Origin of the sequence: Sphingomonas folli, assembly GCF_019429525.1 — a bacterium.
Lineage (GTDB): Bacteria > Pseudomonadota > Alphaproteobacteria > Sphingomonadales > Sphingomonadaceae > Sphingomonas > Sphingomonas folii.
This window is the reverse complement of record NZ_JAHXZL010000002.1, coordinates 454,223-477,931: the sequence shown is the minus strand read 5'-3', so window position 1 is coordinate 477,931 and position 23,709 is coordinate 454,223. Positions and strand designations below refer to the sequence as shown.

23 protein-coding genes are annotated in these 23,709 nt (G+C 71.9%); 12 read left to right on the top strand and 11 right to left on the bottom strand.

Features of this window, described 5'->3' with window-relative positions; translation table 11 throughout:
* Positions 1 to 22: 22 nt before the first annotated feature.
* Positions 23 to 208 carry a hypothetical protein gene (locus KZ813_RS04890; protein ID WP_219753815.1) on the bottom strand — a complete coding sequence of 62 codons (186 nt, stop codon included), beginning with the start codon at positions 206 to 208 and terminating at the stop codon, positions 23 to 25.
* Between the two features lie 120 nt (positions 209 to 328).
* Between KZ813_RS04890 and KZ813_RS04885 the strand changes: the two genes are divergently transcribed.
* A complete protein-coding gene (locus KZ813_RS04885; protein ID WP_219753814.1) occupies positions 329 to 538 on the top strand; it encodes a hypervirulence associated TUDOR domain-containing protein in 210 nt (69 codons plus the stop codon).
* Positions 539 to 886: 348 nt separating this feature from the next.
* On the opposite strand, the gene KZ813_RS04880 is transcribed toward KZ813_RS04885, so the two are convergent.
* The gene (locus KZ813_RS04880; RefSeq protein WP_219753813.1) at positions 887 to 3,622 is read right to left on the bottom strand and encodes a TonB-dependent receptor; all 2,736 of its coding nucleotides are present in this window, start codon (positions 3,620 to 3,622) and stop codon (positions 887 to 889) included.
* 67 nt (positions 3,623 to 3,689) lie between these two features.
* Positions 3,690 to 4,580: a LysR family transcriptional regulator gene (locus KZ813_RS04875; protein ID WP_219753812.1), complete on the bottom strand. Its 891-nt coding sequence runs from the start codon at positions 4,578 to 4,580 to the stop codon at positions 3,690 to 3,692.
* 174 nt (positions 4,581 to 4,754) lie between these two features.
* Between KZ813_RS04875 and KZ813_RS04870 the strand changes: the two genes are divergently transcribed.
* Together KZ813_RS04870 and KZ813_RS04865 are read left to right on the top strand one after the other, a co-directional pair.
* On the top strand, positions 4,755 to 5,924 hold the full coding sequence (locus KZ813_RS04870) for an acyl-CoA dehydrogenase family protein (protein WP_219753811.1): 1,170 nt from the start codon (positions 4,755 to 4,757) through the stop codon (positions 5,922 to 5,924).
* On the top strand, positions 5,921 to 7,522 hold the full coding sequence (locus KZ813_RS04865; protein WP_219753810.1) for a carboxyl transferase domain-containing protein: 1,602 nt from the start codon (positions 5,921 to 5,923) through the stop codon (positions 7,520 to 7,522). The genes KZ813_RS04870 and KZ813_RS04865 overlap by 4 nt, the downstream gene beginning before the upstream one ends.
* Positions 7,523 to 7,602: 80 nt before the next feature.
* Here the strand turns inward: KZ813_RS04865 and KZ813_RS04860 are convergent, their stop codons facing one another.
* Positions 7,603 to 7,929 carry a GIY-YIG nuclease family protein gene (locus KZ813_RS04860; protein ID WP_219753809.1) on the bottom strand — a complete coding sequence of 109 codons (327 nt, stop codon included), beginning with the start codon at positions 7,927 to 7,929 and terminating at the stop codon, positions 7,603 to 7,605.
* Positions 7,930 to 8,045: 116 nt separating this feature from the next.
* Between KZ813_RS04860 and KZ813_RS04855 the strand changes: the two genes are divergently transcribed.
* The 6 genes from KZ813_RS04855 to KZ813_RS04830 all read left to right on the top strand — a co-directional run bounded on the left by KZ813_RS04855 (position 8,046) and on the right by KZ813_RS04830 (position 13,396).
* Positions 8,046 to 9,887 carry an acetyl/propionyl/methylcrotonyl-CoA carboxylase subunit alpha gene (locus KZ813_RS04855; protein ID WP_219753808.1) on the top strand — a complete coding sequence of 614 codons (1,842 nt, stop codon included), beginning with the start codon at positions 8,046 to 8,048 and terminating at the stop codon, positions 9,885 to 9,887.
* Positions 9,887 to 10,339: a MaoC family dehydratase gene (locus KZ813_RS04850; protein ID WP_219753807.1), complete on the top strand. Its 453-nt coding sequence runs from the start codon at positions 9,887 to 9,889 to the stop codon at positions 10,337 to 10,339. The genes KZ813_RS04855 and KZ813_RS04850 overlap by 1 nt, the downstream gene beginning before the upstream one ends.
* Before the next feature lie 164 nt (positions 10,340 to 10,503).
* A complete protein-coding gene (locus KZ813_RS04845; protein ID WP_219753806.1) occupies positions 10,504 to 12,048 on the top strand; it encodes a L,D-transpeptidase family protein in 1,545 nt (514 codons plus the stop codon).
* Positions 12,049 to 12,059: 11 nt separating this feature from the next.
* Positions 12,060 to 12,350 carry a hypothetical protein gene (locus KZ813_RS04840; RefSeq protein ID WP_258046395.1) on the top strand — a complete coding sequence of 97 codons (291 nt, stop codon included), beginning with the start codon at positions 12,060 to 12,062 and terminating at the stop codon, positions 12,348 to 12,350.
* A 113-nt stretch (positions 12,351 to 12,463) separates the two neighbouring features.
* Positions 12,464 to 12,943 (top strand): GAF domain-containing protein, encoded by a 480-nt coding sequence (locus tag KZ813_RS04835; protein ID WP_219753805.1) that lies wholly within the window; start codon positions 12,464 to 12,466, stop codon positions 12,941 to 12,943.
* A gap of 87 nt (positions 12,944 to 13,030) precedes the next feature.
* A complete protein-coding gene (locus tag KZ813_RS04830; RefSeq protein ID WP_219753804.1) occupies positions 13,031 to 13,396 on the top strand; it encodes a response regulator transcription factor in 366 nt (121 codons plus the stop codon).
* Positions 13,397 to 13,480: 84 nt separating this feature from the next.
* Here the strand turns inward: KZ813_RS04830 and KZ813_RS04825 are convergent, their stop codons facing one another.
* The 7 genes from KZ813_RS04825 to KZ813_RS04795 form a co-directional block, all read right to left on the bottom strand.
* The gene (locus tag KZ813_RS04825; RefSeq protein WP_308461788.1) at positions 13,481 to 14,974 is read right to left on the bottom strand and encodes a DUF4403 family protein; all 1,494 of its coding nucleotides are present in this window, start codon (positions 14,972 to 14,974) and stop codon (positions 13,481 to 13,483) included.
* 177 nt (positions 14,975 to 15,151) lie between these two features.
* A complete protein-coding gene (locus KZ813_RS04820; protein ID WP_219753803.1) occupies positions 15,152 to 15,910 on the bottom strand; it encodes a phosphoadenylyl-sulfate reductase in 759 nt (252 codons plus the stop codon).
* On the bottom strand, positions 15,903 to 16,334 hold the full coding sequence (locus tag KZ813_RS04815; RefSeq protein WP_219753802.1) for a DUF934 domain-containing protein: 432 nt from the start codon (positions 16,332 to 16,334) through the stop codon (positions 15,903 to 15,905). The genes KZ813_RS04820 and KZ813_RS04815 overlap by 8 nt, the downstream gene beginning before the upstream one ends.
* Before the next feature lie 24 nt (positions 16,335 to 16,358).
* Positions 16,359 to 17,990 carry a nitrite/sulfite reductase gene (locus KZ813_RS04810; protein ID WP_219753801.1) on the bottom strand — a complete coding sequence of 544 codons (1,632 nt, stop codon included), beginning with the start codon at positions 17,988 to 17,990 and terminating at the stop codon, positions 16,359 to 16,361.
* A 158-nt stretch (positions 17,991 to 18,148) separates the two neighbouring features.
* A complete protein-coding gene (locus tag KZ813_RS04805) occupies positions 18,149 to 18,445 on the bottom strand; it encodes a DUF2849 domain-containing protein (protein ID WP_219753800.1) in 297 nt (98 codons plus the stop codon).
* Positions 18,442 to 19,242, bottom strand: coding sequence for a uroporphyrinogen-III C-methyltransferase (gene cobA / locus KZ813_RS04800; protein ID WP_219753799.1), 801 nt, complete (start codon positions 19,240 to 19,242; stop codon positions 18,442 to 18,444). The genes KZ813_RS04805 and cobA overlap by 4 nt, the downstream gene beginning before the upstream one ends.
* Positions 19,243 to 19,338: 96 nt before the next feature.
* Positions 19,339 to 20,340, bottom strand: coding sequence for an alpha/beta hydrolase (locus tag KZ813_RS04795; RefSeq protein WP_219753798.1), 1,002 nt, complete (start codon positions 20,338 to 20,340; stop codon positions 19,339 to 19,341).
* A 58-nt stretch (positions 20,341 to 20,398) separates the two neighbouring features.
* On the opposite strand from KZ813_RS04795, the gene KZ813_RS04790 reads away from it, so the two are divergent.
* From KZ813_RS04790 to KZ813_RS04780, 3 genes are all read left to right on the top strand, one after another.
* Positions 20,399 to 21,337: a histone deacetylase family protein gene (locus KZ813_RS04790; RefSeq protein WP_219753797.1), complete on the top strand. Its 939-nt coding sequence runs from the start codon at positions 20,399 to 20,401 to the stop codon at positions 21,335 to 21,337.
* Positions 21,338 to 21,528: 191 nt separating this feature from the next.
* The gene (purF, locus tag KZ813_RS04785) at positions 21,529 to 22,986 is read left to right on the top strand and encodes an amidophosphoribosyltransferase (protein ID WP_219753796.1); all 1,458 of its coding nucleotides are present in this window, start codon (positions 21,529 to 21,531) and stop codon (positions 22,984 to 22,986) included.
* Positions 22,987 to 22,988: 2 nt separating this feature from the next.
* Positions 22,989 to 23,696 carry an SDR family NAD(P)-dependent oxidoreductase gene (locus KZ813_RS04780; RefSeq protein ID WP_219753795.1) on the top strand — a complete coding sequence of 236 codons (708 nt, stop codon included), beginning with the start codon at positions 22,989 to 22,991 and terminating at the stop codon, positions 23,694 to 23,696.
* Positions 23,697 to 23,709 lie beyond the last annotated feature (13 nt).

Below are 23,709 nucleotides of genomic sequence, written 5' to 3'. Positions count from 1 at the left end.
TCCGCGGCCGGGCCGGGGCGCCTCACGCCTCGGGCACAGGCGCGCCGAGCTGGCGGGCGACGCGGGCGACTTCCTCGTCGCTGGGCGGGTCGGGCAGGTCCTCGCCCGGCAGCAGCGCGTCGTCGGGGATGCCGGGCGCGCCGCTGGCGAGCGACTCGTCGACGGCGCGGTCGTTGGCGCCGGTGGTGATCTTCTCGCTCTCGCTCATCGCTCTCTCCTCGGGACCGGGACATCCAACCCGCGAGCGGCGATATCGCCGCATCAGCGAGGCGATGGAACTAGCGCGGGCCTGATCCACTTGACGTCGCCGAGCGACAGGAGAGCAGCCATGACCAAGACCCTCAAGGCCGGCGACAAGGTGAAGTGGGATACGCCGCAGGGGCAGACCAGCGGCACGGTGGTGAAGAAGGAGACCAAGACCACCAAGGCCGGCGGCCATACTGCCAAGGCCAGCAAGGACGACCCGCAATATCGCGTCAAGAGCGCCAAGTCGGGCAAGGAAGCGGTCCACAAGCCGGAGGAGCTGAAGAAGGCGTGAGCGGGCGTTAGAGTCTGATCCACCTCCATCGATCCGAGCTTCGGCGAACGCCGGAGCCCAAGGCCCCAGGCGTGACGCTCGTGCCTCTGGGCTTCTACGTCGGCAGGAGCATCCCGCTGGTTCCCGGTCGGTCGACGGCGAGCAGGCCGACCAGAGCCCGCGGAGCCGATGTCATCGCAGGGATGCCGCAGCTCGAACGTCGTCGTCGTGCGGCGCAGCGCGGCGAGTGAGATCAGGCGCGAGCGGATGTCCGCCCGCTCGCGCCTGCCGCATCACGTCTCGCCGCGAGGGTAGACCCGCGATCCGCCCCCGCACCGAGGCGCGGCGGCGGCACGCCCGCTTGGCGCCTCAGAAGCGCGAGCGCAGCGTCACACCATAGGTGCGCGGCTCGGCCAGGAAGGCGCCGAACAGGGCGTTGCCCGTGGCGTAGGACGGCGAACCGAAGGCCTGCACCTGCGAGCGGCTGCCCGCGCCCTGGAAGGGCAGGTTGAACGCCACCTGCTGATAGTCGGCGTCGAGGAGGTTCTGCGCCCACAGCTCCACCGCCCAGCGCTGCTCCGGCCCGCGGACGCCCAGGCGCGCGTTCATCAAGAAGAAACCGTCCTGTGCCTTCTCCGCGAACAGGTCCGAGCCGGTGTTATAGTCGCTGGTCAGGCGGCCATCGACGTAGAACAGCCCGGTCAGCCCGCCGCCGCCTAGCGCCGGGCTCCACGTCACCGCGCTGGTCACGGTGTGCTTGGGCGCGTTCGACATCTGGCTGCCCGGCAGCAGGAACAGCGCGGCGTTGAGCGGCTCGCCCGCCTTGCTGCCGACGAGGTCGCGCCGATATTTGGCGTCGGCCAGCGTGTAGCCCAGGTTCACCGTGAAGTCGGGCGCCGGGTAGAGGCCGAGCTCGAGCTCGACGCCCTGCGTCACCACGCCCTTGCCGACCTTGCCGGTGCAGGCGCCGCTGGTCGATGAATTGTCCCGGTCGGCGCCGCTCAGCGACTGGTCGCAGCCGCCGATGTTCTGGACGATATAATTGGTGCCGTTGAAGGTGTTGAGCTGGAAGTTGGTGAACTCCGAGCGGTACAGCGCGACATTGGCGGTGAGTTGGTGCGCGCTGTACTTGAGGCCCAGCTCATAGGCGTTCACCGTCTCCGGATCGAAGCGAAGGTTGCTCGCCGTGGCCGCGGTCGGCGTGGCGAAGACGGTGGCGGTGAGGTCCGAGCGGTCGAGATTATAGCCGCCCGCCTTGTAGCCGCGCGCGTAGGAGGCGTAGACGAGCGTGCTGTCGACCGGCTTCCACGACACCACCCCGGTGCCGGTGAGCTGACCCTCCTTGAAGCGGTCGTCGAGCCCGACGCCGGTCAGCGCCGAGGTCGAGTTGCCGGTGCAGCTCAGCGTGACGATGCCCGCCGCGAGCGACTGGAGCGTGGCGTTGGTGCTGCGCAGCAGCGGCGCCAGCGCGGCCTGCTGCGCCGGGCAGACCGTGTTGTTGTTGTTGAACGCGGCGCCCAGCTTCTTGCTCTCGTGCGTGTAGCGCAGGCCGAGCGTCACGTTGAGCCGATCGGTCAGCTTGTAGATGTTGTGCGTGAAGAAGGCCCAGTTCTCGCTGGTCTGGTCGTAGACGTCGCGCAGGCTGCCGAGGTCGTTGAGCGTGCTCAGCCGATCGATCCCGCCGACGATCTGCGCGCCGACCGCGCCGGTCAGCGCGCCGCGCCCGACCGTGCTGAGGCAGCCGCGATTGGCCGGGTTGCGCAGCGCCGCGAGCGGGTTGATGGTCGCCACGATGCGGCAGGCGGCGAAGGCGCCGTACTGCGTGCCGAAGCGCAGATTGTCGACGACCTCCAGGTCCTCGTGCGCGTAATAGCCGCCGATCAGCCAGTCGAGCTTGTTGCCCAGGATCGAGCCGGAGAACCGGCTCTCGTGCGTGAAGGTCTTGAAGCGGCGATAGTTGTTGCCGTCGTCGGGGCGGTAGCCGATGTCGACGTTGCCATAGTCGATGTCGGCCGCGCCCGCGGACTTATACTCGCGATACGCGGTCAGCGAGGTCAGCTGGGTCGCGCCGATGTTCCAGCGCACGCGCGCCGAGACCCCGCCGTCGGTGGTCAGGTTGGAATAGTCGCGGCCGGGGGAGAAGGCGATCTTTCGATCATACGGATCGCCCTCGCTCGGCAGCACGCCGCCGAGGCTGCGCAGCACCGCGGTGATGCGGTTGCCGTTGGGGTTGAAGGCGAAGTCGCCGGGCGCGCCCGGGGTGGGATCGATCGTCTCGGCGGTGCCGATATAGACCGCTCCGCAGCATTTCTCATCGCGATGCGTATAGTCGCCGATCAGCCGGATCGCGAGATCGGGGGTGACGGTGAAGAGCAGCTGGCCGCGGACGAAATAGCGGTTGCGATCGTTATAGTCGGTGTTGTTCACCACGTCGCGCAGGAAGCCGTCGCGCTTGGAATAGACACCGTCGACGCGGAAGGCGAGCAGGTCCTTGATCACCGGCCCGGTCAGCGCGCCCGACAGGCGCACCGCGTCGTAATTGCCGTAGGTCGCCTCGGCGAAGCCGCCGAACTTGAACTCGGGCAGCTTGGTGTAGATGCTGATCGCGCCGGCCGAGGAGTTGCGTCCTGACAGCGTGCCCTGCGGGCCGCGCAGCACCTCGATCCGCTCGATCTCGCCGAGGTCGTTGAGCCCCGCGCCGGTGCGGCTGCGATAGATGCCGTCGATGAACACCGCGACCGAGCTCTCGAGGCCCGGATTGTCGCCGACGGTGCCGATGCCGCGGATACGCGCCGCGGCGTTGGCCTCGGAGCCGGTCGAGGAGACCAGCAGCGAGGGCGCGATCTGGGTCATCTGGCGGATGTCGGTCGCGCCGGAGTTCTGCAGCGCCGCCTGGCCGAAGGCCGAGACCGCGATCGGCACGTTGGACAGCCGCTCGGAGCGGCGCGTCGCGGTGACGACGATGTCGGCGGTGTTGGGGGAGTCACCCGACTTGGCGTCGCTCGGCTTGGCGTCGGCGGCGGACCCGCGCAGGTTCTGCGCCGCGGCGGGGGCGGCGAGACCGGCGAGCACCGCCGCCGAGAGCAGGAACGCGGACTTCGACATAGATAGACATCCCCCCATGCGACGCTGCCGCGCCGTAGCGGTGGGCGATTAGGCCGAAGTGGTATAATTAACGGTAAACACGCGCGCCGCCGCCGCCGAGTTCGGCGAGCCGGTCGCCGATGCGGGCCAGCGCCGCGCTATGCTCGGCGCGCGCGCGGCTGGCGGGCGCGAAGCACAGCGCGATCATCCGGCGCTGGTCGAAGCCCGACAGCGGGACCAGCGCGAGCGCCGGGTCGGCGTAGCAGGCGGGAAGCAGGGTCGTCGCCAGCCCGGCGCGGACATAGGCGAGCGCGCGCGCGTCGCTGTGCGTGCGCGCGGCCATGAAGGGGCGGATCCCGCGCGCGGTGAAGAAACGGCTGGTCTCGGCCAGCATCTCGCAGTGGCGCCGCACCACCATCGGCTCCTCGGCGAGTTCCTCCGCCTCGACGCTCGCGCGCCGCGCCAGCCGGTGGTCGCGCGCGAAGGCCATCGCATAGGGTTCGTCGAACAGGGCGCGGTGCGGCAGCGCGGAATCGAGCGGCGCGACGATCGCGTCGACCCGGCCGCGGTCGAGCGCGGCGCGTAGCTCGCCGGCGCGCCCCTCGACCAGTTCGAGCCGCTCGCCCGCGTCGCGCGCCGGGGCGGCGGCGCGCAGCGCCTCCTCGACCCAGCCATCGGGCAGCGTGGCGCAGACGCCGAGCCGGATCAGCTTCGCCGCGGGCGAGTCGCTCACCGCCTGCTCGGCGGCGACGAACCCTGCCTCGATCCGCCGCGCGTGCTCGGCCAGGCGCGCGCCCGCGGCGGTGAGCGCGACGCGGCGGCTGCTGCGCTCGAACAGCGGCTGGCCGAGCAGCGACTCGAGCTTGGCGATGCCGACCGAGAGCGTCGGCTGGGTCACGCGACAGTGCGACGCGGCGCGCGAGAAGGTGCCGTGGTCGACCACCGCCAGGAAGTAGCGCAGCAGGTAGCGATCGATCATAGACGCCATCTATGGGAAGTGTTCGCGCGCTTCAACTTGGGGCGGAGCGGCGGGGCGGCTATGGTCTCGACGACGAAGGAACGCTGACAGCCGCGGCCTTGCCGCCACCCCGGCGTCCGCCGGGTCGGCAAGGAAATAGACGGCGCGCCCGACAGAACGGCAGAGGATGCGGCCATGACGCCCGATTTTGATTTCGCACTGGGCGAGAACGCGGAGATGATCCGCGACACGACGCGGCGCTTCGCCGCCGACCGGATCGCCCCGCTCGCCGCGCGGATCGACGCCGAGGATTGGTTCCCGCGCGACGAGCTCTGGCCGGCGATGGGCGAGCTCGGCCTCCACGGCATCACCGTCGACGAGGCCGACGGCGGGCTGGGGCTCGGCTATCTCGAGCATGTCGTCGCGCAGGAGGAGGTGGCGCGCGCCTCGGCCTCGATCGGCCTCTCCTACGGTGCGCATTCCAACCTGTGCGTCAACCAGATCCGCCGCTGGGCGAACCCCGAGCAGAAGGCGCGCTTTCTCCCCAAGCTGATCTCGGGCGAGCATGTCGGCAGCCTCGCCATGTCCGAGGCGGGGGCGGGCTCGGACGTCGTGTCGATGAAGCTGCGCGCGCGCCGTACCGACCGCGGCTGGGTGCTGAACGGCACGAAGTTCTGGATCACCAACGCCACGCATGCCGACACGCTGGTGGTCTATGCCAAGACCGGCGAGGGCAGCCGCGGCATCACCACCTTCCTCATCGAGAAGGAGATGCCCGGCTTCGCGATCGGGCAGAAGATCGACAAGATGGGGATGCGCGGCTCGCCCACCGCCGAGCTGGTGTTCACCGACTGCGAGGTGCCCGAGGCGAACGTGATGGGGCCGCTCGACGGCGGCGTCGGGATCCTGATGAGCGGCCTCGACTATGAGCGCACCGTCCTCGCGGGCATCCAGCTCGGCATCATGCAGGCGTGCCTCGACACGGTGCTCCCCTATCTCCGCGAGCGGCGCCAGTTCGGCCGCGCGATCGGCAGTTTCCAGCTGATGCAGGCCAAGGTGGCGGACATGTATGTCGCGCTCAACTCGGCGCGCGCCTATGTCTACGCGGTGGCGCGCAGCTGCGACGCGGGGCGGACGACGCGCTTCGACGCCGCGGGCGCGATCCTGCTCGCCTCGGAGAGCGCCTTCCGCGTCGCGGGCGAGGCGGTGCAGGCGCTAGGGGGCGCGGGCTATACCCGGGACTGGCCGGTCGAGCGCTTCCTGCGCGACGCCAAGCTGCTCGACATCGGCGCGGGCACCAACGAGATCCGGCGGATGCTGATCGGGCGCGAGCTGGTCGGCGCGACCGAGCCGGTGGCGCAGTGAGCGCGCCGGTCCTCGCCTCGACGATCGCGCGCGACGACGACCGGTTCCGCGCGAACGACGCGCACCATCGCGCGCTCGCCGCGGATCTGCGCGGGCGCGTCGCCGCGGCGGCGCTCGGCGGCAGCGCGGCGTCACGCGAGCGCCACACCGCGCGCGGCAAGCTGCTGCCGCGCGAGCGGGTGGAGCGGCTGCTCGATCCCGGCGCCGCCTTCCTCGAGATCGGCCAGCTCGCCGCGGGCGGGCTCTACGGCGACGAGGTGCCCGGCGCGGGGCTGATCTGCGGGGTCGGCACCGTCTCGGGGCGGCAGGTGATGATCGTCGCCAACGACGCCACGGTGAAGGGCGGCACCTATTACCCGCTCACCGTGAAGAAGCATCTGCGCGCGCAGGAGATCGCGCTCGAGAACCGGCTGCCCTGCATCTACCTCGTCGACTCGGGCGGTGCCAACCTGCCGCACCAGGCCGAGGTCTTCCCCGACCGCGACCATTTCGGCCGGATCTTCTTCAACCAGGCGCAGATGTCGGCGCGCGGCATCGCGCAGGTGGCGTGCGTGATGGGCAGCTGCACCGCGGGCGGCGCCTATGTGCCGGCGATGTCCGACGAGACCGTGATCGTGCGCGGGCAGGGGACGATCTTCCTCGCCGGCCCGCCGCTGGTGAAGGCGGCGACGGGCGAGGTGATCAGCGCCGAGGAGCTCGGCGGCGCCGACACGCACGGGCGGCGCTCGGGCGTGGTCGACCATGTCGCCGAGGACGATCTGCACGCGCTGACGATCGTGCGCGACGTGATCGCGACCTTGCCGCCGGTGGCGCCGCCGACGGTCAACCTCGCGCCCGCGACCGCGCCGCTCTACCCGGCCGAGGAGCTGTACGGCATCGTGCCGCAGGACGTGCGCGCGCCCTATGAGGTGCGCGAGGTGATCGCGCGGCTGATCGACGGCTCGCGCTTCCACGAGTTCAAGCCCCTGTTCGGCAGCAGCCTGGTGTGCGGATTCGCGCACCTCCACGGCATGCCGGTGGCGATCCTGGCGAACAACGGCGTGCTCTTCTCGGAGAGCGCGCAGAAGGGCGCCCATTTCATCGAGCTGGCGTGCCAGCGCCGCGTGCCGCTGCTGTTCCTGCAGAACATCTCGGGCTTCATGGTCGGCGGCAAGTATGAGGCGGAAGGGATCGCCAAGCACGGCGCCAAGCTCGTCACCGCGGTGGCGACCGCGAGCGTGCCCAAGCTGACGCTGCTGATCGGCGGCAGCTTCGGCGCGGGCAATTACGGCATGTGCGGCCGCGCCTATGGCCCTCGCTTCCTGTTCACCTGGCCTAACAGCCGGATCAGCGTGATGGGCGGCGAGCAGGCCGCGGCGGTGCTCGCCACCGTCCATCGCGACGCCGAGCGCTGGACGGCGGACGAGGCCGAGGCGTTCAAGGCGCCGGTGCGGCGGAAGTACGAGGACGAGGGCAATCCCTATCACGCCACCGCGCGGCTGTGGGACGACGGGGTGATCGACCCGGCGCAGACGCGCGACGTGCTCGGCCTGGCGCTGGCGGCATGCCTCAACGCGCCGGTGGAGGAGGCACCGCGGTTCGGGGTGTTCCGGATGTGAGCGGGGCGGATCATCTCGGCGAGCGGTCGCGCCGGAGCACGCGCGCTACTCCCTCCATCCGGCGTCACCCTGAACTCGTTTCAGGGTCCACCGCGCCGCGTAGGTGGACTCAGTGGTGCGAGGCCCAGCGGTACCGCGAGATCGGCCCAGTCCGGATTGTCGCGCTCGATGAGGTTCATCTTCCACTCGCGATGCCAGCGCTTGAGCTGTTTCTCGCGCGCGATCGCGGCGGGCATGTCGGCGAAGAACTCGTAGTGGACCAGCCGGGTGACTTCGTAGCGGCTTGTGAAGCCCTCCTTAGGGGCACGATGCTGATCCAAGCGGCGCAGCAGGTCGGCCGTGACGCCGACGTACAACGTGCCGTTGCGCCGGCTCGCGAGAATGTAGACGCACGGCCGCTTGACCATCCTCTTCCTCGTAGGACGGCGCGTGCGGCGCGGTGGATGCTGAAACGAGTTCAGCATGACGCCAGGAGGAAGACAGTGCGCCCGCCACTCGTCCCCGGGTTTCGATAGGTAACCTCATGCTCCCCTCGCTCCTCATCGCCAATCGCGGCGAGATCGCCTGCCGCGTCATCCGCACCGCGCGCGCGCGGGGCGTGCGCACCGTCGCGGTCTATTCGGACGCCGACGTCGACTCGCTCCACGTCCGCGCCGCCGATACCGCGGTGCGGCTCGGTCCGGCGCCCGCGCGCGACAGCTACCTGCGCGGCGACCTGATCCTCGCCGCCGCGCGCGCGACCGGCGCCGCCGCGATCCACCCGGGCTACGGCTTCCTCTCCGAGAACGCCGACTTCGCCGCCGCGGTGATCGACGCCGGGCTGGTCTGGGTCGGCCCCGATCCCGCCAGCATCCGCGCGATGGGCCTCAAGGACGCCGCCAAGCAGCGCATGATCGCCGCGGGCGTGCCCGTCACCCCGGGCTATCTCGGCGAGGACCAGTCGCCCGAGCGGCTCGCCGCTGAGGCCGGGCGCGTCGGCTATCCCGTCCTCATCAAGGCGGTCGCTGGCGGCGGCGGCAAGGGGATGCGCCGCGTCGACGAGCCCGCCGACTTCGCCGCCGCGCTCGCCTCGTGCCGGCGCGAGGCGGCCGCGGCGTTCGGCGACGAGCGCGTGCTGATCGAGCGATACATCCTCGCGCCGCGCCACATCGAGGTGCAGGTGTTCGGCGACCGGCACGGCGAGGTCGTCCACCTGTTCGAGCGCGACTGCTCGCTCCAGCGCCGCCACCAGAAAGTGATCGAGGAGGCGCCCGCGCCCGGCATGGACGCGGCCACGCGCGCCGCGGTGTGCGACGCCGCGGTGCGGGCGGCGCGCGCGGTCGACTATGTCGGCGCGGGCACGATCGAGTTCATCGCCGATGCCAGCCAGGGTCTCCGCGCCGACCGCGTCTGGTTCATGGAGATGAACACGCGGCTCCAGGTCGAGCATCCCGTCACCGAGGCGATCACCGGGGTCGACCTGGTCGAGTGGCAGCTCCGCGTCGCGAGCGGCGAGCCGCTGCCGCTGCGCCAGGAACAGCTCGCGATCAACGGCCACGCGATCGAGGCGCGGCTCTACGCGGAGGATCCCGCGCGCGGCTTCCTGCCCTCGACCGGCACGCTGACCGCCTTCCGCCCGGGCGCCGGCGTGCGCGTCGACACCGGCGTGGCGCAGGGCGCGGCGATCTCGCCCTATTACGACCCGATGATCGCCAAGCTGATCGCGCACGCCGAGACCCGCGATGCCGCGCGCGCGCGGCTCGGCGCGGCGCTGGCGGAGACGGAGGTATGGCCGGTGCGCACCAACGCCGGCTTCCTCGTCCGCGCGCTCGACCATCCGGACTTCGCCGCGGGCACGGTCGACACCGGGCTGATCGAGCGGGCCGGGGCCGCGCTGATGCCGCCCGAGCGGCCGGGGGAGGCGGCGCTGACCGCCGCCGCGGTCGAACTCACCGGACCCGCGCTCGTGCCCGGCTTTCGCCTCAACGCGTCGGCGCGGCGTGAGGCGACCTTCCTGCTCGACGGCGCGCCCGTGAGCGTCGGCCTCGTCGACGCGACGCCGGGCACGCCCGCCGCCGAGCGCGCGCTGATCACCGCGGCGGGGCAGACCTACGCGCTCACGCCGTTCCGCGCCGACGGCGCTGGCGGCGGCGCCGCGGGCGATGGCGCGATCCTGGCACCGATGCCCGGCCGGGTCATCGCGGTCGAGGTCGCCGCGGGCGAGCGAGTCACCGCCGGGCAGCGGCTGGTCACGCTCGAGGCGATGAAGATGGAGCACAGCCTCACCGCGCCGTTCGACGGCACCGTCGCCGAGCTGGGCGTCATGGCGGGGGCACAGGTGGCGGACGGCGCGCTGCTGGCGCGGATCGAGCGGGAGACGGCGTGATGGCGGGCCGGCACTATGACGAATGGGCGGTGGGGGACCGGATCGAGCATCCGATCCGCCGCACCGTCACCGAGACCGACAATCTGCTGTTCTCGACGATGACGCACAATCCGCAGCCGCTCCACCTCGACGCCGAGGCGGCGCGCGAGTCCGAGTTCGGGCAGATCCTGGTCAACGGCACCTTCACCTTCGCGCTGATGGTGGGCCTCTCGGTGGCGGAGACGACGCTGGGCACGCTCGTCGCCAATCTGGGCTATGACAGGCTCGTCATGCCCGCGCCGGTGTTCATCGGGGACACGCTGCGCGCCTCGACCGAGGTGAGCGCGCTGCGCGACAGCCGCTCTCGACCCGAGGCGGGGCTGGTGACGTTCGAGCACCGGCTCCACAACCAGCGCGGCGAGCTGGTGTGCCAGTGCCTGCGCACCGCGCTGCTGACGCGCAAGGGCGGGTGAGCGACGGTCTCGGTGGAGGGTTCGCGCGAGGGCGCCGCGACCGCTGTGCCCCGGCAGGGGCCGAGGCCGGGGCGGGAGGGCCGTCATGGGTCTCTGCGCCGCACGCCACGCCACGTCGCGAGGGGGTGTTCCCACCGACCGCGCGGCGCTCTAGAGGAAGCGCGATGAACCCGCGTCCCGCTCCTTCACGCCGGCTGCTCTGGCGCGCCGGCACGGTCGCCGCCGTCGTCGCGCTGGTCGCGCCCGCGGCGGCGCAGGTGGCCGCGCCCGCCGCGCCGCCCGTCGCTCAGGCACCCGCTCAGGCGCCCACCCCCGTCCCCGCCTCGCCGGTGCCGCCCGCGCCGGTGCCGGTCGTCCCGGTCCCGCCGGTGGCACCGAGCGTGCCGCTGCCGACGCTCACCGCGGCGCAGCGCCAGCAGCTCGCCACGCTGATCGCCGACGACGAGCTCGCGCAGGGACTGCGGCTGACTCGCCGCACCGACCTCGATACGCTCGACTCCGAGGCGATGGTGCGCGCCGCGCTCGATCACGCGCGCGCAGTCCACGCCGGCCGGCTGATGCCCGAGGACTTCCAGAAGGACTGGGGCGTCCGCCCGCCCGCCTATGACCCGCTGCCCGCCTTCGCCGACGCGGTGTCGCGCGACCGTCTGTCGGGCTGGCTTCGCTCGCTGCCGCCGCCGTACCAGGGCTATGACACGCTCGTCGCGGGGCTCGCGCGCTACCGCGCCATCGCCGACAAGGGCGGCTGGGGCACGCTCTCCGCCACCCCCGTCTTCGGCAGCCGCGGCGGCGACGTGGTGCGGCTGCGCGAGCGGCTGGCGCTCGAGGACGCGCAGGCGCCGACCTCGGGCGACACGTTCGACGCCGCGCTGCTCGAGGCGGTGCGGCGCGCGCAACGGCGCTACGGCCTGAACCCGGCCGGGCAGGTCGGCGCGCAGACGCTCGCCGCGCTGAACGTGCCGGTCGAGCGCCGCATGCGCCAGATCATGGCCAATCTCGAGCGCTGGCGCTGGCTTCCGCCCGAGCTCGATCAGAAGCGCGTCCAGGTCAACATCGCCGCCGCGGTGCTCACCGTGTTCGAGGGCGACGAGCCGGTGATGTCGATGCGCGCGGTGACCGGGCGGCCGGGCAATGAGACGCCGATGCTGATCTCCAAGATCAACAGCATCGTCCTCAATCCGCCGTGGAACGTGCCGACCTCGATCGCGACGAAGGAGCTGTGGCCCAAGGAGAAGGCCAGCCCCGGCTATCTCAGGCGCAACGGCTTCCGCGTGATCGACACGGGCAACGGCGGCAAGCGGCTCCAGCAATCGTCGGAGAAGAGCGCGCTCGGCCGCTACAAGTTCGACTTCCCCAACGAGTTCGCGGTCTACCTGCACGACACGCCGGCGCGCTCGGGCTTCTCGCGCTTCGACCGACTGTCCAGCCACGGCTGCGTCCGGCTGGAGAAGCCCGCCGACCTGGCGCGGCTCATGCTGCGCGACACGCCCGAGTGGCCGCCGGAGACGATCGACTCCACCGTGGCGGCGGGCAAGACGGTGCGCGCGGCGATGGCCACCCCGGTCAGCGTCTACCTGCTCTACTGGACGGCTTTCGCCAGCCCGAGCGGGCAGGTAGGCTTCCGCGAGGATCCGTACAGCTGGGACGCGCGGCTCGCCGCCAGCGTCGAGCGGCGCTCGGCGGTGCAGGTGCAGGTGGCGGCGCGATGAGGACGATGACGATGACCAAGCGACTGATGCTCCCGCTGCTCGCGACCGCCGCGCTGGCGATCGCCGGCTGCTCGCGCGAGCCCGCGCCCGCGCCCGAGCCGACCCCCTCGGCGTCGGAGGCACCGCTCCCCGAGCCGACGCCCACCCCCGAGCCCTCGCCGGTCGTGTCGCCGACCGAGCTCACCAACGCCACCGCCGCGCTGCCGCCGGAGGAGAAGCCCGCACCCGACGAGCAGATGCTCGACGACGCCTCGGCCACGGGCATGACCGCGCGCGCCAGCCGCGACGCCGAGCGCGACTGATCCCGCGGCGGCGGTGCGGGTCACCGCCGGATCGGATCGGTTCGCGCTTGACGGGGATCGACGCGCGCCGAACTATCCGATGTACTACGCGAGTAGTAGTTACAGGGGATGGAATGGTGGCCTTCGTGCCGTTCGATGAGGAGCGCCGCCTCCACGCGGTGGAGCGCGCGTGGCAACCCGCGCGCGACCAGCACGCCGCGCTGCAGGACGTGGTGGAGGAGGCCGCGCGCGTGGCGCAGACGCCGATCGCGACGATCTCGATCGTCGACCGCCGTCGCCAGTGCATCCTCGCCAAGGTCGGCGAGGTCGACGACGAGATGCCGCGGGCGGTGTCCTTCTGCGCGCACGCGATCCACCGCCCCGGCGAGCCGATGATCGTTCCCGACGCGCGCCACGACAAGCGCTTCGCCGACAATCCGCTGGTCACCGCCGCGCCGTTCATCCGCTTCTACGCGGGCCTGCCGCTGGTCGACCGCGCCGGCTACCCGCTCGGCGCGCTCTGCGTCATCGACGATAAGCTCCACGACGTGCTGCCCGACCTCTACCGGCTCGGCGAGCTCGCGCGCGGGGTGGAGCGGCTGATCGCGCATTGACGCGCCGCGCCGCATGCCCGACGAGGGCGATCGTATAATCGCGCGCGCCGTCGGCTGCCGCGTCGGGCAGCCCAACGAGGGAGACGGATGAAGAAGCGTATCATGCTGGTCGAGGACGATCCGAGCCACCGCAAACTCTACTCCTCCTGGCTGAGGATCGGCGGCTATGACCCGCGCGTGGTCGACGACGAGCGCGGCGCGCTGGACGCGGCCGAGACGATCGCGCCCGCCGCGATCATCGTCGACATCCGCCTGCCCAACGTCAGCGGCCTCGACGTGATCGAGACGCTCAAGGGCGCCCCCGCCACGCGCGCGATCCCGGTGATGGCGCTCACGGTGTTGCAGAGCCAGCACGACATGGACGCCTGTCTCGCCGCGGGCGCCGACGCCTTCGTGTCCAAGCCCGACCATATCGCGAGCTTCCTCGACAAGGTCTCCGATCTGCTGCGGTGAGCGGCGCGCTTCGACGCGCGCGCGCGTCGTCACCGCGCGTCATCGTCCCGGGCCTGCCGCCCGGCGCGACGACGCGGGCTCGTCTCACCGCGGCCGATAGGCGATCTCGGCGGTGCCCTGCGCGCGCACCGGCAGGAACAGCCCCGCGCCGGTCACCTGCAGCTGGCCGTTCTCCACCGAGGTGACGTCGGTCGAGAGGAAGAAGTCGCCCTGCTGCCGCGCGCCGATCGCGCGCTGTGCCTTGCCCAGCACCTCGGCATAGTCGCCGTGGAAATCGTGCTGGAGCGCGAGCGCCACCGCGCTCTGTACCTGCGCCTCGCCGAGCAGACGGATGAGCAGGTCGAGCGCCGCCGAGTCGGTGCGCGCGACCAGCCGCACGTCGCGCGCGCGCACCAGCTGCGAGCCGGGCTCGTTGTACGGCACCGCGGTGAGCCACGCCTCGCCGCTGGTGGAGGCGCTGCCGACCGCGCGCGGCGTCACCTTGGCTCGCACGCCCACCGCAAGCCGCCCGCCCTGCGTGGCGTAGACGGTGACCTTGCCGAAGGCGACGTCGACCGGCCCCACGCCCGCGACGCTGATCCCGCGCGCGGCGAGCTTGCGCAGCGCGCGCTCCACCACCGGCTCGAGCGTGCCATAGTCGGCCAGCACCGGCACCGAGAAGCGCAGCCCGGCGCGATCGCTGACCCGCGTCGGCGCGGGCAGCGGCGTCACCGCCGGGTCGGGCGGGCGCTGGCCGACGAAGGTCTCGGTCAGCGCCTCGGCGGCGAGCGTCAGTCGCAGCGTCCGCCCCGCGACGCGATAGCCGCCGAAGCCGAGCGCGCGCGGGGTCACGCGCAGCCAGGCGGGCGGGTTGCGCTTGCTCAGCTCGATCGCGGTGAAACCCTGCGGCCAGAGCTGGTCGAGCTGGTCGCGCAGGTGCAGCTTGGCGAGCTGACGCGGCAGGTCGCGTTCCAGCTTGCGGACGATCCCCTGGAGCTTCGCGTCGGCGCGCGAGGTGAAGGTGACGCGCTGGCCCGCGACGTCGACGCCGGGTTCCTCGCGCCAGTCATAGGCGATGTCGAGCTTGGCGGTGGGCTGCCAATCGCCCACGATGCCCAGTCGCCCGGTGGCGCGCACCACCGCGCTGCCGGTCGCGGTCTTGCTGAGCACGCCGCCGACGTCGCGCGCGGCGATCGCGGCGTTGACCGGCATGACGATGTCGAGCCGGTCACCCTTGCCCGAGAGCCGGATCGCGCCGCGCGTCACGCGCCCCACCAGGCGACAGCCGAGATCGGGCAGCACCTTCACTTTGCCGATGCCGAGGTCGATCCGCTTGGCGGCGACGCAGCGATCACGATGCTGGTCGATCGTCCACAGGACGCGCGGGGTCTCCTGGTTGAGCCCGCGTTCCAGCGCGGCGAGATCGGCGGTGACGGGCACGACGATGGTCGAGCTCTCCGCCGGCAGCTGCCCGGCCTGCGCCTCGACGCGGGGTGGCGCGGGGTTGTCGCGCGTCTTGCCGCAGCCGGTCAGCAGGGCGGTGGCGAGGATGGCGGCGCCGGCGAGGCGGGGCGGGGCGGGGAAGGCGGTACGGCGCACGATCGACTCCCCGAGGGGCGGCCGGGCGCCGCGCCATCGGCCGGCCGATTGATCCGTGGCGTCGCCCTGGGTGTCAAGAGCGGGGGCGGGCGGTATGCGCCTCCCCCTCGACTCTTCGCCTGGCGCGGCGGTCACGGCCGTGCGCTGGCCCACGACCAGCCGGCGAGCCGCACCGGCCTAGAACACGGGCTCCTCACCCGGCTGGGCGGCGACGTGGATGCCGCACTCCACCTTGTCCCAGCCGCGCCAGCGACCGGCGCGCGGGTCCTCGCCGGGGCGGACCTTGGAGGTGCAGGGGGCGCAGCCGATCGAGAGGTAACCCTGCGCCTCGAGCGGGTGGCGCGGCAGGTCGTGCTCGGCGAAATACGAGTCGAGCCGCTCCTTCGACCAGTCGGCGAGCGGGTTGATCTTGAGCCGTCCCTCGTCGACCTCGACCCGCGGGATGGCGCGCCGCGTCGACGCCTGGAAGCCCTTGCGCCCCGAGATCCACGCCGCGAACGGCAGCAGGGCGCGCCGCAGCGGCTCGACCTTACGCAGCTCGCAGCAGCCGTCGGGATCGTAGGACCAGCGCAGCCCCTTCTCGTCCTTGAGCCGCAGCAGCCGCGGATCGGGGCGGAAGACGCGCAGGTCGGTGAAGCCGAGCCGCTCGGCGAGCTCGTCGCGATAGGCCAGCGTCTCACCGAACATCTTCTGCGTGTTGGTGAAGATCACCGGCACGTCGCGGTCGACCGCCGCCACCATGTGAAGCAGCACCGCCGATTCGGCGCCGAACGACGATACCGCCGCGATCCGCCCCTGGAGCGGCCCCGCGATCAGCTCGGCGAGCAGCTCGGGCGCGGTGGCGCCGGCGTAGCGCGCGTCGAGCGCCGCCGCTTCCTCCGCCGAGAAGACGGGGGTGACGTCGATCGTGTCGAGCTGGCGCGCGGGCTCACCCATGACGCAGCTTCCACACCGGCACCTTGGCGTCGGCGGCGCGCTGGTACGGCGTCGGGTAGCGCGCGAGCGAGCGCTCCAGCACCGCCGCGTCGATCGCCGCCTCGGGCGCGAAACTGTCGAAGCCGCAGCGGCGCATGTGCGGGATCTGGTCGACCAGCACGTCGCCCGCGGCGCGCAGCTCGCCGGCATAGCCCGCCTCGCGCAGGATCCGCGCGCTGGAATAGCCGCGCCCGTCGCGGAAGCTCGGGAACGAGACCTCCACCAGCGCGAGCCGCTCGAGATACGGCAGCAGCGCGCGCGCGTCGTCGCCCGCCTCCAGCCGCACCGCGCCGGCGTTGGTCTGGCCGGCGACGAACGAGTCGAGCGTGACCGCGGGCTCGTCGTGCGCCTCGTCGTCGCGGTAGCGCAGCACGTTGTCGCTCATGCGCGACCTCCCAGGCCGGTCGCCTCACCCATAGATCGCCTCCTTGAACGGCTGCATGCCGACGCGGCGATAGGTGTCGACGAAGCGCTCGCCCCGCTCACGCACCTGGAGATAGGTGTCGGTGACCCGCTCGATCGCGTCGACCACGCCGTCCTCGTCGAAGCCAGGGCCGGTGATCCGGCCGAGGCTGACGTCCTCCGCGCCGGAGCCGCCGAGCAGCAGCTGGTAATTCTCGGTGCCTTTCTTATCGACGCCGAGGATGCCGATATGGCCCGCGTGATGGTGGCCGCAGGCGTTGATGCAGCCCGAGATCTTGAGCTTCAGCTCGCCCAGGTCGCGCTGCCGCCCGGCGTCGGCGAAACGCTGGCCGATCTTCTGCGCCAGCGGGATCGAGCGCGCGTTGGCGAGCGCGCAATAATCGAGCCCGGGGCAGGCGATGATGTCGCTGATCAGGTCGAGGTTGGCCTCGGCCAGCCCCGCCGCGGTGAGCGTCTGCCACACGGCGTACAGGTCGGCCTTGCGGACGTGCGGCAGGACGATGTTCTGCGCGTGGGTGACGCGCAGCTCGTCCGCGCTGTAGCGCTCGGCCAAGTCGGCCATCACGTCGATCTGCTCGGCGGAGGCGTCGCCCGGGATGCCGCCGATCGGCTTGAGCGAGATGTTGACGATCGCATAGCCCGGCTGCTTGTGCGCCTTCACGTTCTGGTCGAGCCACAACGCGAAATCGGGGTCGGCGCGGTCCACGGCGTCGGGCGCGGCGATGTCGAAGGGCGGGGGCGCGAACATCGCGCTGATCCGCGCCAGCTCGGCGGCGGGCGGGTCGATGCCGAGCTGCTTGACCGCGAGGAACTCCTCCTCGACCTGGCGGCGATACGCGTCCGCGCCCAGCTCGTGGATCAGGATCTTGATCCGCGCCTTGTAGATGTTGTCGCGGCGGCCGTAGCGATTGTACACGCGCAGGCACGCCTCGAGGTAGCTCATCAGCTCGTCGGCGCCGACGAAGTCGCGGATCAGCGGCGCGATCATCGGCGTCCGCCCCATGCCGCCGCCGACATAGACCCGCGCGCCGAGCGCGCCGTCCTGCTCGACCAGCTGGAGGCCGATGTCGTGGAGCCGCATCGCCGCGCGGTCCTCGTCGGCGGCGATCACCGCGATCTTGAACTTGCGCGGCAGATAGGTGAACTCGGGGTGGAAGGTGCTCCACTGGCGCAGCAGCTCGGCCCAGGGGCGCGGGTCGGTGACCTCGTCCGCGGCGGCACCGGCGAACTGGTCCGAGCTGATGTTGCGGATGCAATTGCCGCTGGTCTGGATCGCGTGCATCTCCACCGTCGCCAGCTCGGCGAGGATGTCGGCGGCGTCCTCCAGCTTGATCCAATTGTACTGGATATTCTGGCGCGTGGTGAAGTGGCCGTAGCCGCGGTCATATCTGCGCGCGACATGCGCCAGCATCCGCGTCTGGCGCGCGTTGAGCGTGCCATAGGGGACCGCGACGCGCAGCATATAGGCGTGGAGCTGGAGATAGAGGCCGTTCATCAGCCGCAGCGGCTTGAACTGGTCCTCGCTCAGCTCGCCCGCCAGCCGGCGCCGGCACTGGTCGCGGAACTCCTCGACCCGTGCGTCCACGATCGCCTGATCATATTCGTCGTAACGGTACATTCGTTGATCCTAACTCCTCCCCGGCACGGGGAGGGGGACCGTCGCCCGCAGGGCGGTGGTGGAGGGGGGCTCCCGCCAGCGAACCGTTCGCGGCGAGCCCCCTCCACCACTCGCCTGCGGCGAGTGGTCCCCCTCCCCGTGCCGGGGAGGATCGTTTCTCATATCACCCAGCTGCCCGCGTTCGGGTCGGCCGGCTTGAGCGTCAGGTCGGCGCGCACGGTCGGGCCGAGCGCGCGGATACGGTCCTTGATGTGCGCGGGGCGGGGGCCCCCGGGTGTCGCGGTCGCCTCGATGACGTAGGGCACGTTGACCCGCCGCGCCGCCTCTTCCTCGCGCGCGATCGCCTCGGCGCGCTCGCCCGCGTCGACCGAATCCTCGATGTGGCGCGACCAGCCGCCGCCCGTCCACCAGACCACGTCGCCGGTCGGCAGGTCGTTGCCCGTCACCAGCCTCATGCCGGCAGGCTCCCGACGCTCTCGGCGACCCGCGCGTAGCCGGCGAGCCGATCCTCGGCGTCGGACAGCTCGACCACCTCGCCGACGACGATGATCGCCGGGCTGGCGACGCGCTCCCGCGCCACCATCGCGCCGAGATCGGCCAGCAGCGTGCGCAGCGCGCGGCGCCCCGGCAGCGTGCCTTTCTCGAGCACCGCGACGGGCATGTCGGGCGCGACGCCGTCGGCCATCAGCTTGTCCGCGATCGCCTCGGCGGTGGCGACGCCCATGTAGATCACCAGCGTGCGACCCTGCCCGGCGAGCCCCGACCAGTCCTGATCGGTCAGCCCCTTGCACTGGCCGGCGACGAAGGTCACCGCCGAGCTGTGGTCGCGGTGCGTGAGCGGCAGCATCGCCTCGGCGGCGCAGCCGAGCGCGGCCGAGACGCCGGGGATCACCTCCACCGCGAGGCCCGCGGCGCGCACCGCCTCGACCTCCTCGCCGCCGCGCCCGAAGATGAACGGGTCGCCGCCCTTGAGCCGCACCACCACGCTGCCGGCGCGGACGTGCGCGACGATCAGCGCGTTGATCGCCTCCTGCGGCAGCGTGTGGCGCGCGCGGCGCTTCGCCACCGAGATGCGCTGCGCGGCCGCGGGGGCGAGCGCGAGCACGCGGTCGTCGATCAGCCCGTCATGGACGACCACGTCCGCCGCGCGCAGCGCCTCCACCGCGCGGACGGTGAGCAGCCCGGGATCGCCCGGTCCGGCGCCGACGAGGATGACGCGGCCGCGCGCGTCGGGATCGAGGAGGCTTGCCATGCCCGCTACATGGGCGGCGGGGTGGGGGGCGCGCAACCGTTGTTCGCTTGTCCCGTGCCTAGCCTGGCTTTTTACGCGCGCCGCCGGCGCCCGACCTCATCCCGCGGCCTGGCGCAGCACGCGCTCGCCCTCCGCCTCGCTGACCGCGGCGCGCACCGCGGTGAGGAAGCCGGCGACGTCGCCCTGCGAGGAGGGGATCGCCCTGCGCAGCGTGATGAAGCCGTGGATATTGCCCTGCGCCTCGCGGAAGCTCACCGCCACGCCCGCCTGCGCCAGCGCGGCGGCATAGGCGCGGCCCTGGTCGCGGATCGGGTCCAGCCCCGCGGTGACGATCACCGCGCGCGGCAGCCCCGCCACGTCACCGAGCAGCGGCGAGAAGCGCGGGTGGCGCGGGTCGCCGGCATAATGGTCGTTGAACCAGATCATCCCCTCGCGCGTGAGCAGATAGCCGTCGGCGAAGGCGTCGAAGGAGGCATAGGGGCGGCTCGCGTCGGTGGCGGGATAGAGCGGCGCCTGCACGATCACCGGCACCGCGGCGGGCCGGTCGCGCAGCGCGGCGGCGACGATGATCGTCAGATTGCCGCCCGCGCTGTCGCCCGACAGCACCAGGGAGGTGACGCCGCGACCGAGCGCCTCCGGCGCCGACGCCACCCAGCGCGCCGCCGCCTCGCAGTCGTCGGGCGCGGCGGGCCAGCGCGCCTCGGGAGCGAGGCGGTAATCGACCGAGATCACCGGCAGGTCGAGCTGGCGCGCCATCTCGGCGGTGAAGCTGGCATGGGTGTCGAGGTCGCCGATCACCCAGCCACCGCCGTGGAAGAACACCACCGCCGGGCCCGGCGCGCGGGTCGCGCGCGCGTCGAACAGGCGCGCGCGCAGCGCGCCGCCCGGGCCGGGCAGGGTGAGGTCGCGCACCACCGCCAGCTCGCCGCGCGGCAGGTCTGCGACGTCCTTCATCGCCACCATCGCCGCGCGCGCCTCGGCGGGCGGCAACTCGTGCATCTTCGGGCCAGGGATGCTGTTGAGATAGCGAAGGAACGCCGCGACGTCGGGCCGCACGAAGGGACTGGTCCGGTCGGTCCCGGCGACGGTGGCGGTCATGCGCGTTCCTCTGCCGGGGCGCGATGGCGCGCCGCGATCCTGGCCTTATCTTAGGCGGATGATCCGGGTCGTCCACCATCCCGCCTATGTCACCGAGGCGCCCGCGCGCAGCACGTACCGCTGGGGTAAGAACGGCGCGATCCGCGACCTGTTGCTCGAGCGGGGCGAGGCGGTGGCGTGGCACGAGCCCGAGGCGATGCCGCGCGACTGGCTCGAGACGACGCACGACCCCGGCTATGTCGCCGAGGTGCTGGCCGCCGCGGTGCCGCGCGAGAAGGAGCGGCGGATCGGCTTCCCCGTCACCGAGCTGGTGGCGCGCCGCGCCGCGCTGGTGCCCGGCGGCACCTATCTGGCGGCGCGGCTCGCGCTGGCGCACGGGTTCGCCGCCAACACCGCCGGCGGTAGCCACCACGCGCTCGCTACCACGGGCGCAGGCTATTGCGTGTTCAACGATCTCGCCGTGGCGGCGGTGCGGCTGGCGGCCGAGGGCGCGGCGGAGCGGATCCTGGTCGTCGACGTCGACGTCCACCAGGGTGACGGCACCGCCGCGCTGACCGCGGGCCACCCGCAGATCGCGACCTACTCGATCCACGCCGAGAAGAACTTCCCCGTCCGCAAGGCGCGCTCGACGCTCGACGTGGCGCTGCCCGACGCGGTCGGCGACGACGACTATCTGGCGCGGCTGGAGGAGACTTTGGTGCCGCTGCTCGACGAGGTGCGGCCCGACCTGATCCTCTATCAGGGCGGGGTCGACCCTTATGCGGGCGACCGGCTCGGGCGACTCGCGCTCAGCGACGCGGGGCTGGCGCGGCGCGACCGGCTGGTGGCGGGGCTGGCGCTCGCGCGCGGCGTGCCGCTGGCGAGCACGGTGGGCGGCGGCTACGGCGACGACGTGATGGCGATCGCGACGCGCCACGTCGCGGTGATCGAGCGGCTGGCGGCGGCGTATGAGGGCGCCGGTCACGTTCCTCCGCGAGCGCCGGCAGGAATTATCTAGACGGCCCTCTACTCTCCGACGCCCCGGACTTGGTCCGGTATCCTCCCCTCAGCGATCCGGACGCGACGGCGGTCGGGGCGGTGCCGCCGCACGCCCGACGTCCTTCCTGGTTCCGCGCCATGCTCCCGCAGCCGGATGACATTCCCGCGACAGTCGCTATATGCGGCCCCGCACCAGGCGAGCCTCCGCACATGCTGACCACGAACCCGTTCGACGACGATCATCTGCACGAGGAGTGCGGCATCTTCGGCGCCTCCGGCTCCGAGGGCGCCGCCGCGCTGGTGGCGCTGGGGCTGCACGCGCTGCAGCACCGCGGGCAGGAGGCCGCCGGCATCACCAGCTTCGACGGCCACGACTTCCACACGCACCGCGCGATGGGTCATGTCGCGGGCAATTTCGATCGCGACGACATCATCCGCGCGCTCGCGGGCGAGGTCGCGTGCGGCCATGTGCGCTACTCCACGACGGGCGAGACCGCGCTGCGCAACGTCCAGCCGCTCTACGCCGAGCTCCAGTCGGGCGGCTTCGCGATCGCGCACAACGGCAACATCTCCAACGCGATGCGGCTGCGGCGCGAGCTGGTGCGGCGCGGCTCGATCTTCCAGTCGACCTCGGACACCGAGACGATCATCCACCTCGTCGCGACCAGCCAGTATCGCACGCTGCTCGACAAGTTCATCGACGCGCTGAAGCAGATCGAGGGCGCCTACTCGCTGATCGTGATGACGCCCGAGGGCATGATCGCGTGCCGCGACCCGCTCGGGATCCGCCCGCTGGTGATGGGTCGGCTGGGCGACGCGGTGATCTTCGCCTCCGAGACGGTCGCGCTCGACGTCGTCGGCGCCGAGTTCGAGCGCTCGGTCGAGCCGGGCGAGCTGGTGATCGTCCAGAACGGCCAGGTCCGCTCGATCCGCCCGTTCGCCAGCATGGCGGCGCGGCCGTGTATCTTCGAGTGGGTGTATTTCTCGCGCCCCGACTCGATCGTCGACGACCAGTCGATCTACTCGGTGCGCAAGGAGATCGGCGCGCAGCTCGCGATCGAGGCGCCGGTCGACGCCGACCTCGTCATCCCGGTGCCCGACTCGGGCGTGCCCGCCGCGATCGGCTACGCGCAGCAGTCGGGCATCCCGTTCGAGCTCGGCATCATCCGCTCGCACTATGTCGGCCGCACCTTCATCCAGCCGGGCGACAAGGTCCGCCATCTCGGCGTCAAGCTGAAGCACAACGCCAATCGCGCGCTGATCAAGGGCAAGAAGGTGGTGCTGATCGACGATTCGATCGTGCGCGGCACCACCAGCCTCAAGATCGTGCAGATGATGCGCGAGGCGGGCGCGGCCGAGGTACACATGCGGATCGCCTCGCCGCCGACCAGCCATAGCTGCTTCTACGGCGTCGACACGCCCGAGCGCGCCAAATTGCTCGCCGCCAAGCACGACCTCGGCGGGATGACCGACTTCATCCACGCCGACAGCCTGGCCTTCGTCTCGATCGACGGCCTCTACAAGGCGCTGGGCGAGAGCCACCGCGCCGACATCCGGCCGAAATATTGCGACGCCTGTTTCACCGGCGACTATCCCACCACGCTGACCGACCATGACGAGAGCAGCGCGGTCGATCAGTTCGCGATGCTGGCCGAACGGGTGAACTGAGCTTGAGCAAGCCACTGACGGACAGGCTCGCGCTGGTCACCGGCGCGAGCCGTGGCATCGGCGCCGCCACCGCGATCGCGCTCGCCGCCGAGGGGGCGCACGTCGTGCTCACCGCGCGCACCGCCGCCGGGCTGGAGGAGGTGGAGCAGGCGATCTTCGACGTGGGCGGCTCGGCGACGATCGCGCCGCTCGACCTGGCGCAGAGCGACTCGATCGCGCGTCTCGCCACCGCGATCGGCGAGCGCTGGCAGGCGCTCGACGTGTTGGTGCTCAACGCCGCGATGCTGGGCTCGCTCGCCGCGGTGCCCGCGATCGACGCCAAGGAACTGGCGCAGGTGCTGACGCTCAACGTCTCCGCGCAGGTGGCGATGATCCAGGCCTTCGACCCGATGCTGCGGCGCTCGGCCGGGGCGCGGGTGATCGGGGTCACGTCCTCGGTCGGGCGCACGCCGCGGGCCTATTGGGGCGCGTATGGCGCGTCCAAGGCGGCGTTCGAGACGCTGCTGGAAGCCTATGGCGACGAGATGGCCGAGGTGAGCAAGGTGCGCGTGGCGGTGCTCGACCCCGGCGCGACGCGGACCAAGATGCGCGCGCGCGCCTATCCGGGCGAGGACCCCGCCTCGGTCAAGCCGCCAGAGGCGGTCGCGGCGCGGATCGCGGCGCTGGCGATCGACGGGTTCGGGGCGAACCATCGCGAGCGGGTGGGCTGACGGTCGAGCGGAT

Excerpts from the sequence above, each read along its gene's own strand:
- KZ813_RS04890 (WP_219753815.1), bottom strand. The coding sequence starts at position 208 with ATGAGCGAGAGCGAGAAGATCACCACCGGCGCCAACGACCGCGCCGTC.
- KZ813_RS04885 (WP_219753814.1), top strand. The coding sequence starts at position 329 with ATGACCAAGACCCTCAAGGCCGGCGACAAGGTGAAGTGGGATACGCCG.
- KZ813_RS04880 (WP_219753813.1), bottom strand. The coding sequence starts at position 3,622 with ATGTCGAAGTCCGCGTTCCTGCTCTCGGCGGCGGTGCTCGCCGGTCTC.
- KZ813_RS04875 (WP_219753812.1), bottom strand. The coding sequence starts at position 4,580 with ATGATCGATCGCTACCTGCTGCGCTACTTCCTGGCGGTGGTCGACCAC.
- KZ813_RS04870 (WP_219753811.1), top strand. The coding sequence starts at position 4,755 with ATGACGCCCGATTTTGATTTCGCACTGGGCGAGAACGCGGAGATGATC.
- KZ813_RS04860 (WP_219753809.1), bottom strand. The coding sequence starts at position 7,929 with ATGGTCAAGCGGCCGTGCGTCTACATTCTCGCGAGCCGGCGCAACGGC.
- KZ813_RS04855 (WP_219753808.1), top strand. The coding sequence starts at position 8,046 with ATGCTCCCCTCGCTCCTCATCGCCAATCGCGGCGAGATCGCCTGCCGC.
- KZ813_RS04850 (WP_219753807.1), top strand. The coding sequence starts at position 9,887 with ATGGCGGGCCGGCACTATGACGAATGGGCGGTGGGGGACCGGATCGAG.
- KZ813_RS04845 (WP_219753806.1), top strand. The coding sequence starts at position 10,504 with ATGAACCCGCGTCCCGCTCCTTCACGCCGGCTGCTCTGGCGCGCCGGC.
- KZ813_RS04840 (WP_258046395.1), top strand. The coding sequence starts at position 12,060 with ATGACCAAGCGACTGATGCTCCCGCTGCTCGCGACCGCCGCGCTGGCG.
- KZ813_RS04835 (WP_219753805.1), top strand. The coding sequence starts at position 12,464 with ATGGTGGCCTTCGTGCCGTTCGATGAGGAGCGCCGCCTCCACGCGGTG.
- KZ813_RS04830 (WP_219753804.1), top strand. The coding sequence starts at position 13,031 with ATGAAGAAGCGTATCATGCTGGTCGAGGACGATCCGAGCCACCGCAAA.
- KZ813_RS04820 (WP_219753803.1), bottom strand. The coding sequence starts at position 15,910 with ATGGGTGAGCCCGCGCGCCAGCTCGACACGATCGACGTCACCCCCGTC.
- KZ813_RS04815 (WP_219753802.1), bottom strand. The coding sequence starts at position 16,334 with ATGAGCGACAACGTGCTGCGCTACCGCGACGACGAGGCGCACGACGAG.
- KZ813_RS04810 (WP_219753801.1), bottom strand. The coding sequence starts at position 17,990 with ATGTACCGTTACGACGAATATGATCAGGCGATCGTGGACGCACGGGTC.
- KZ813_RS04805 (WP_219753800.1), bottom strand. The coding sequence starts at position 18,445 with ATGAGGCTGGTGACGGGCAACGACCTGCCGACCGGCGACGTGGTCTGG.
- cobA (WP_219753799.1), bottom strand. The coding sequence starts at position 19,242 with ATGGCAAGCCTCCTCGATCCCGACGCGCGCGGCCGCGTCATCCTCGTC.
- KZ813_RS04795 (WP_219753798.1), bottom strand. The coding sequence starts at position 20,340 with ATGACCGCCACCGTCGCCGGGACCGACCGGACCAGTCCCTTCGTGCGG.
- KZ813_RS04790 (WP_219753797.1), top strand. The coding sequence starts at position 20,399 with ATGATCCGGGTCGTCCACCATCCCGCCTATGTCACCGAGGCGCCCGCG.
- purF (WP_219753796.1), top strand. The coding sequence starts at position 21,529 with ATGCTGACCACGAACCCGTTCGACGACGATCATCTGCACGAGGAGTGC.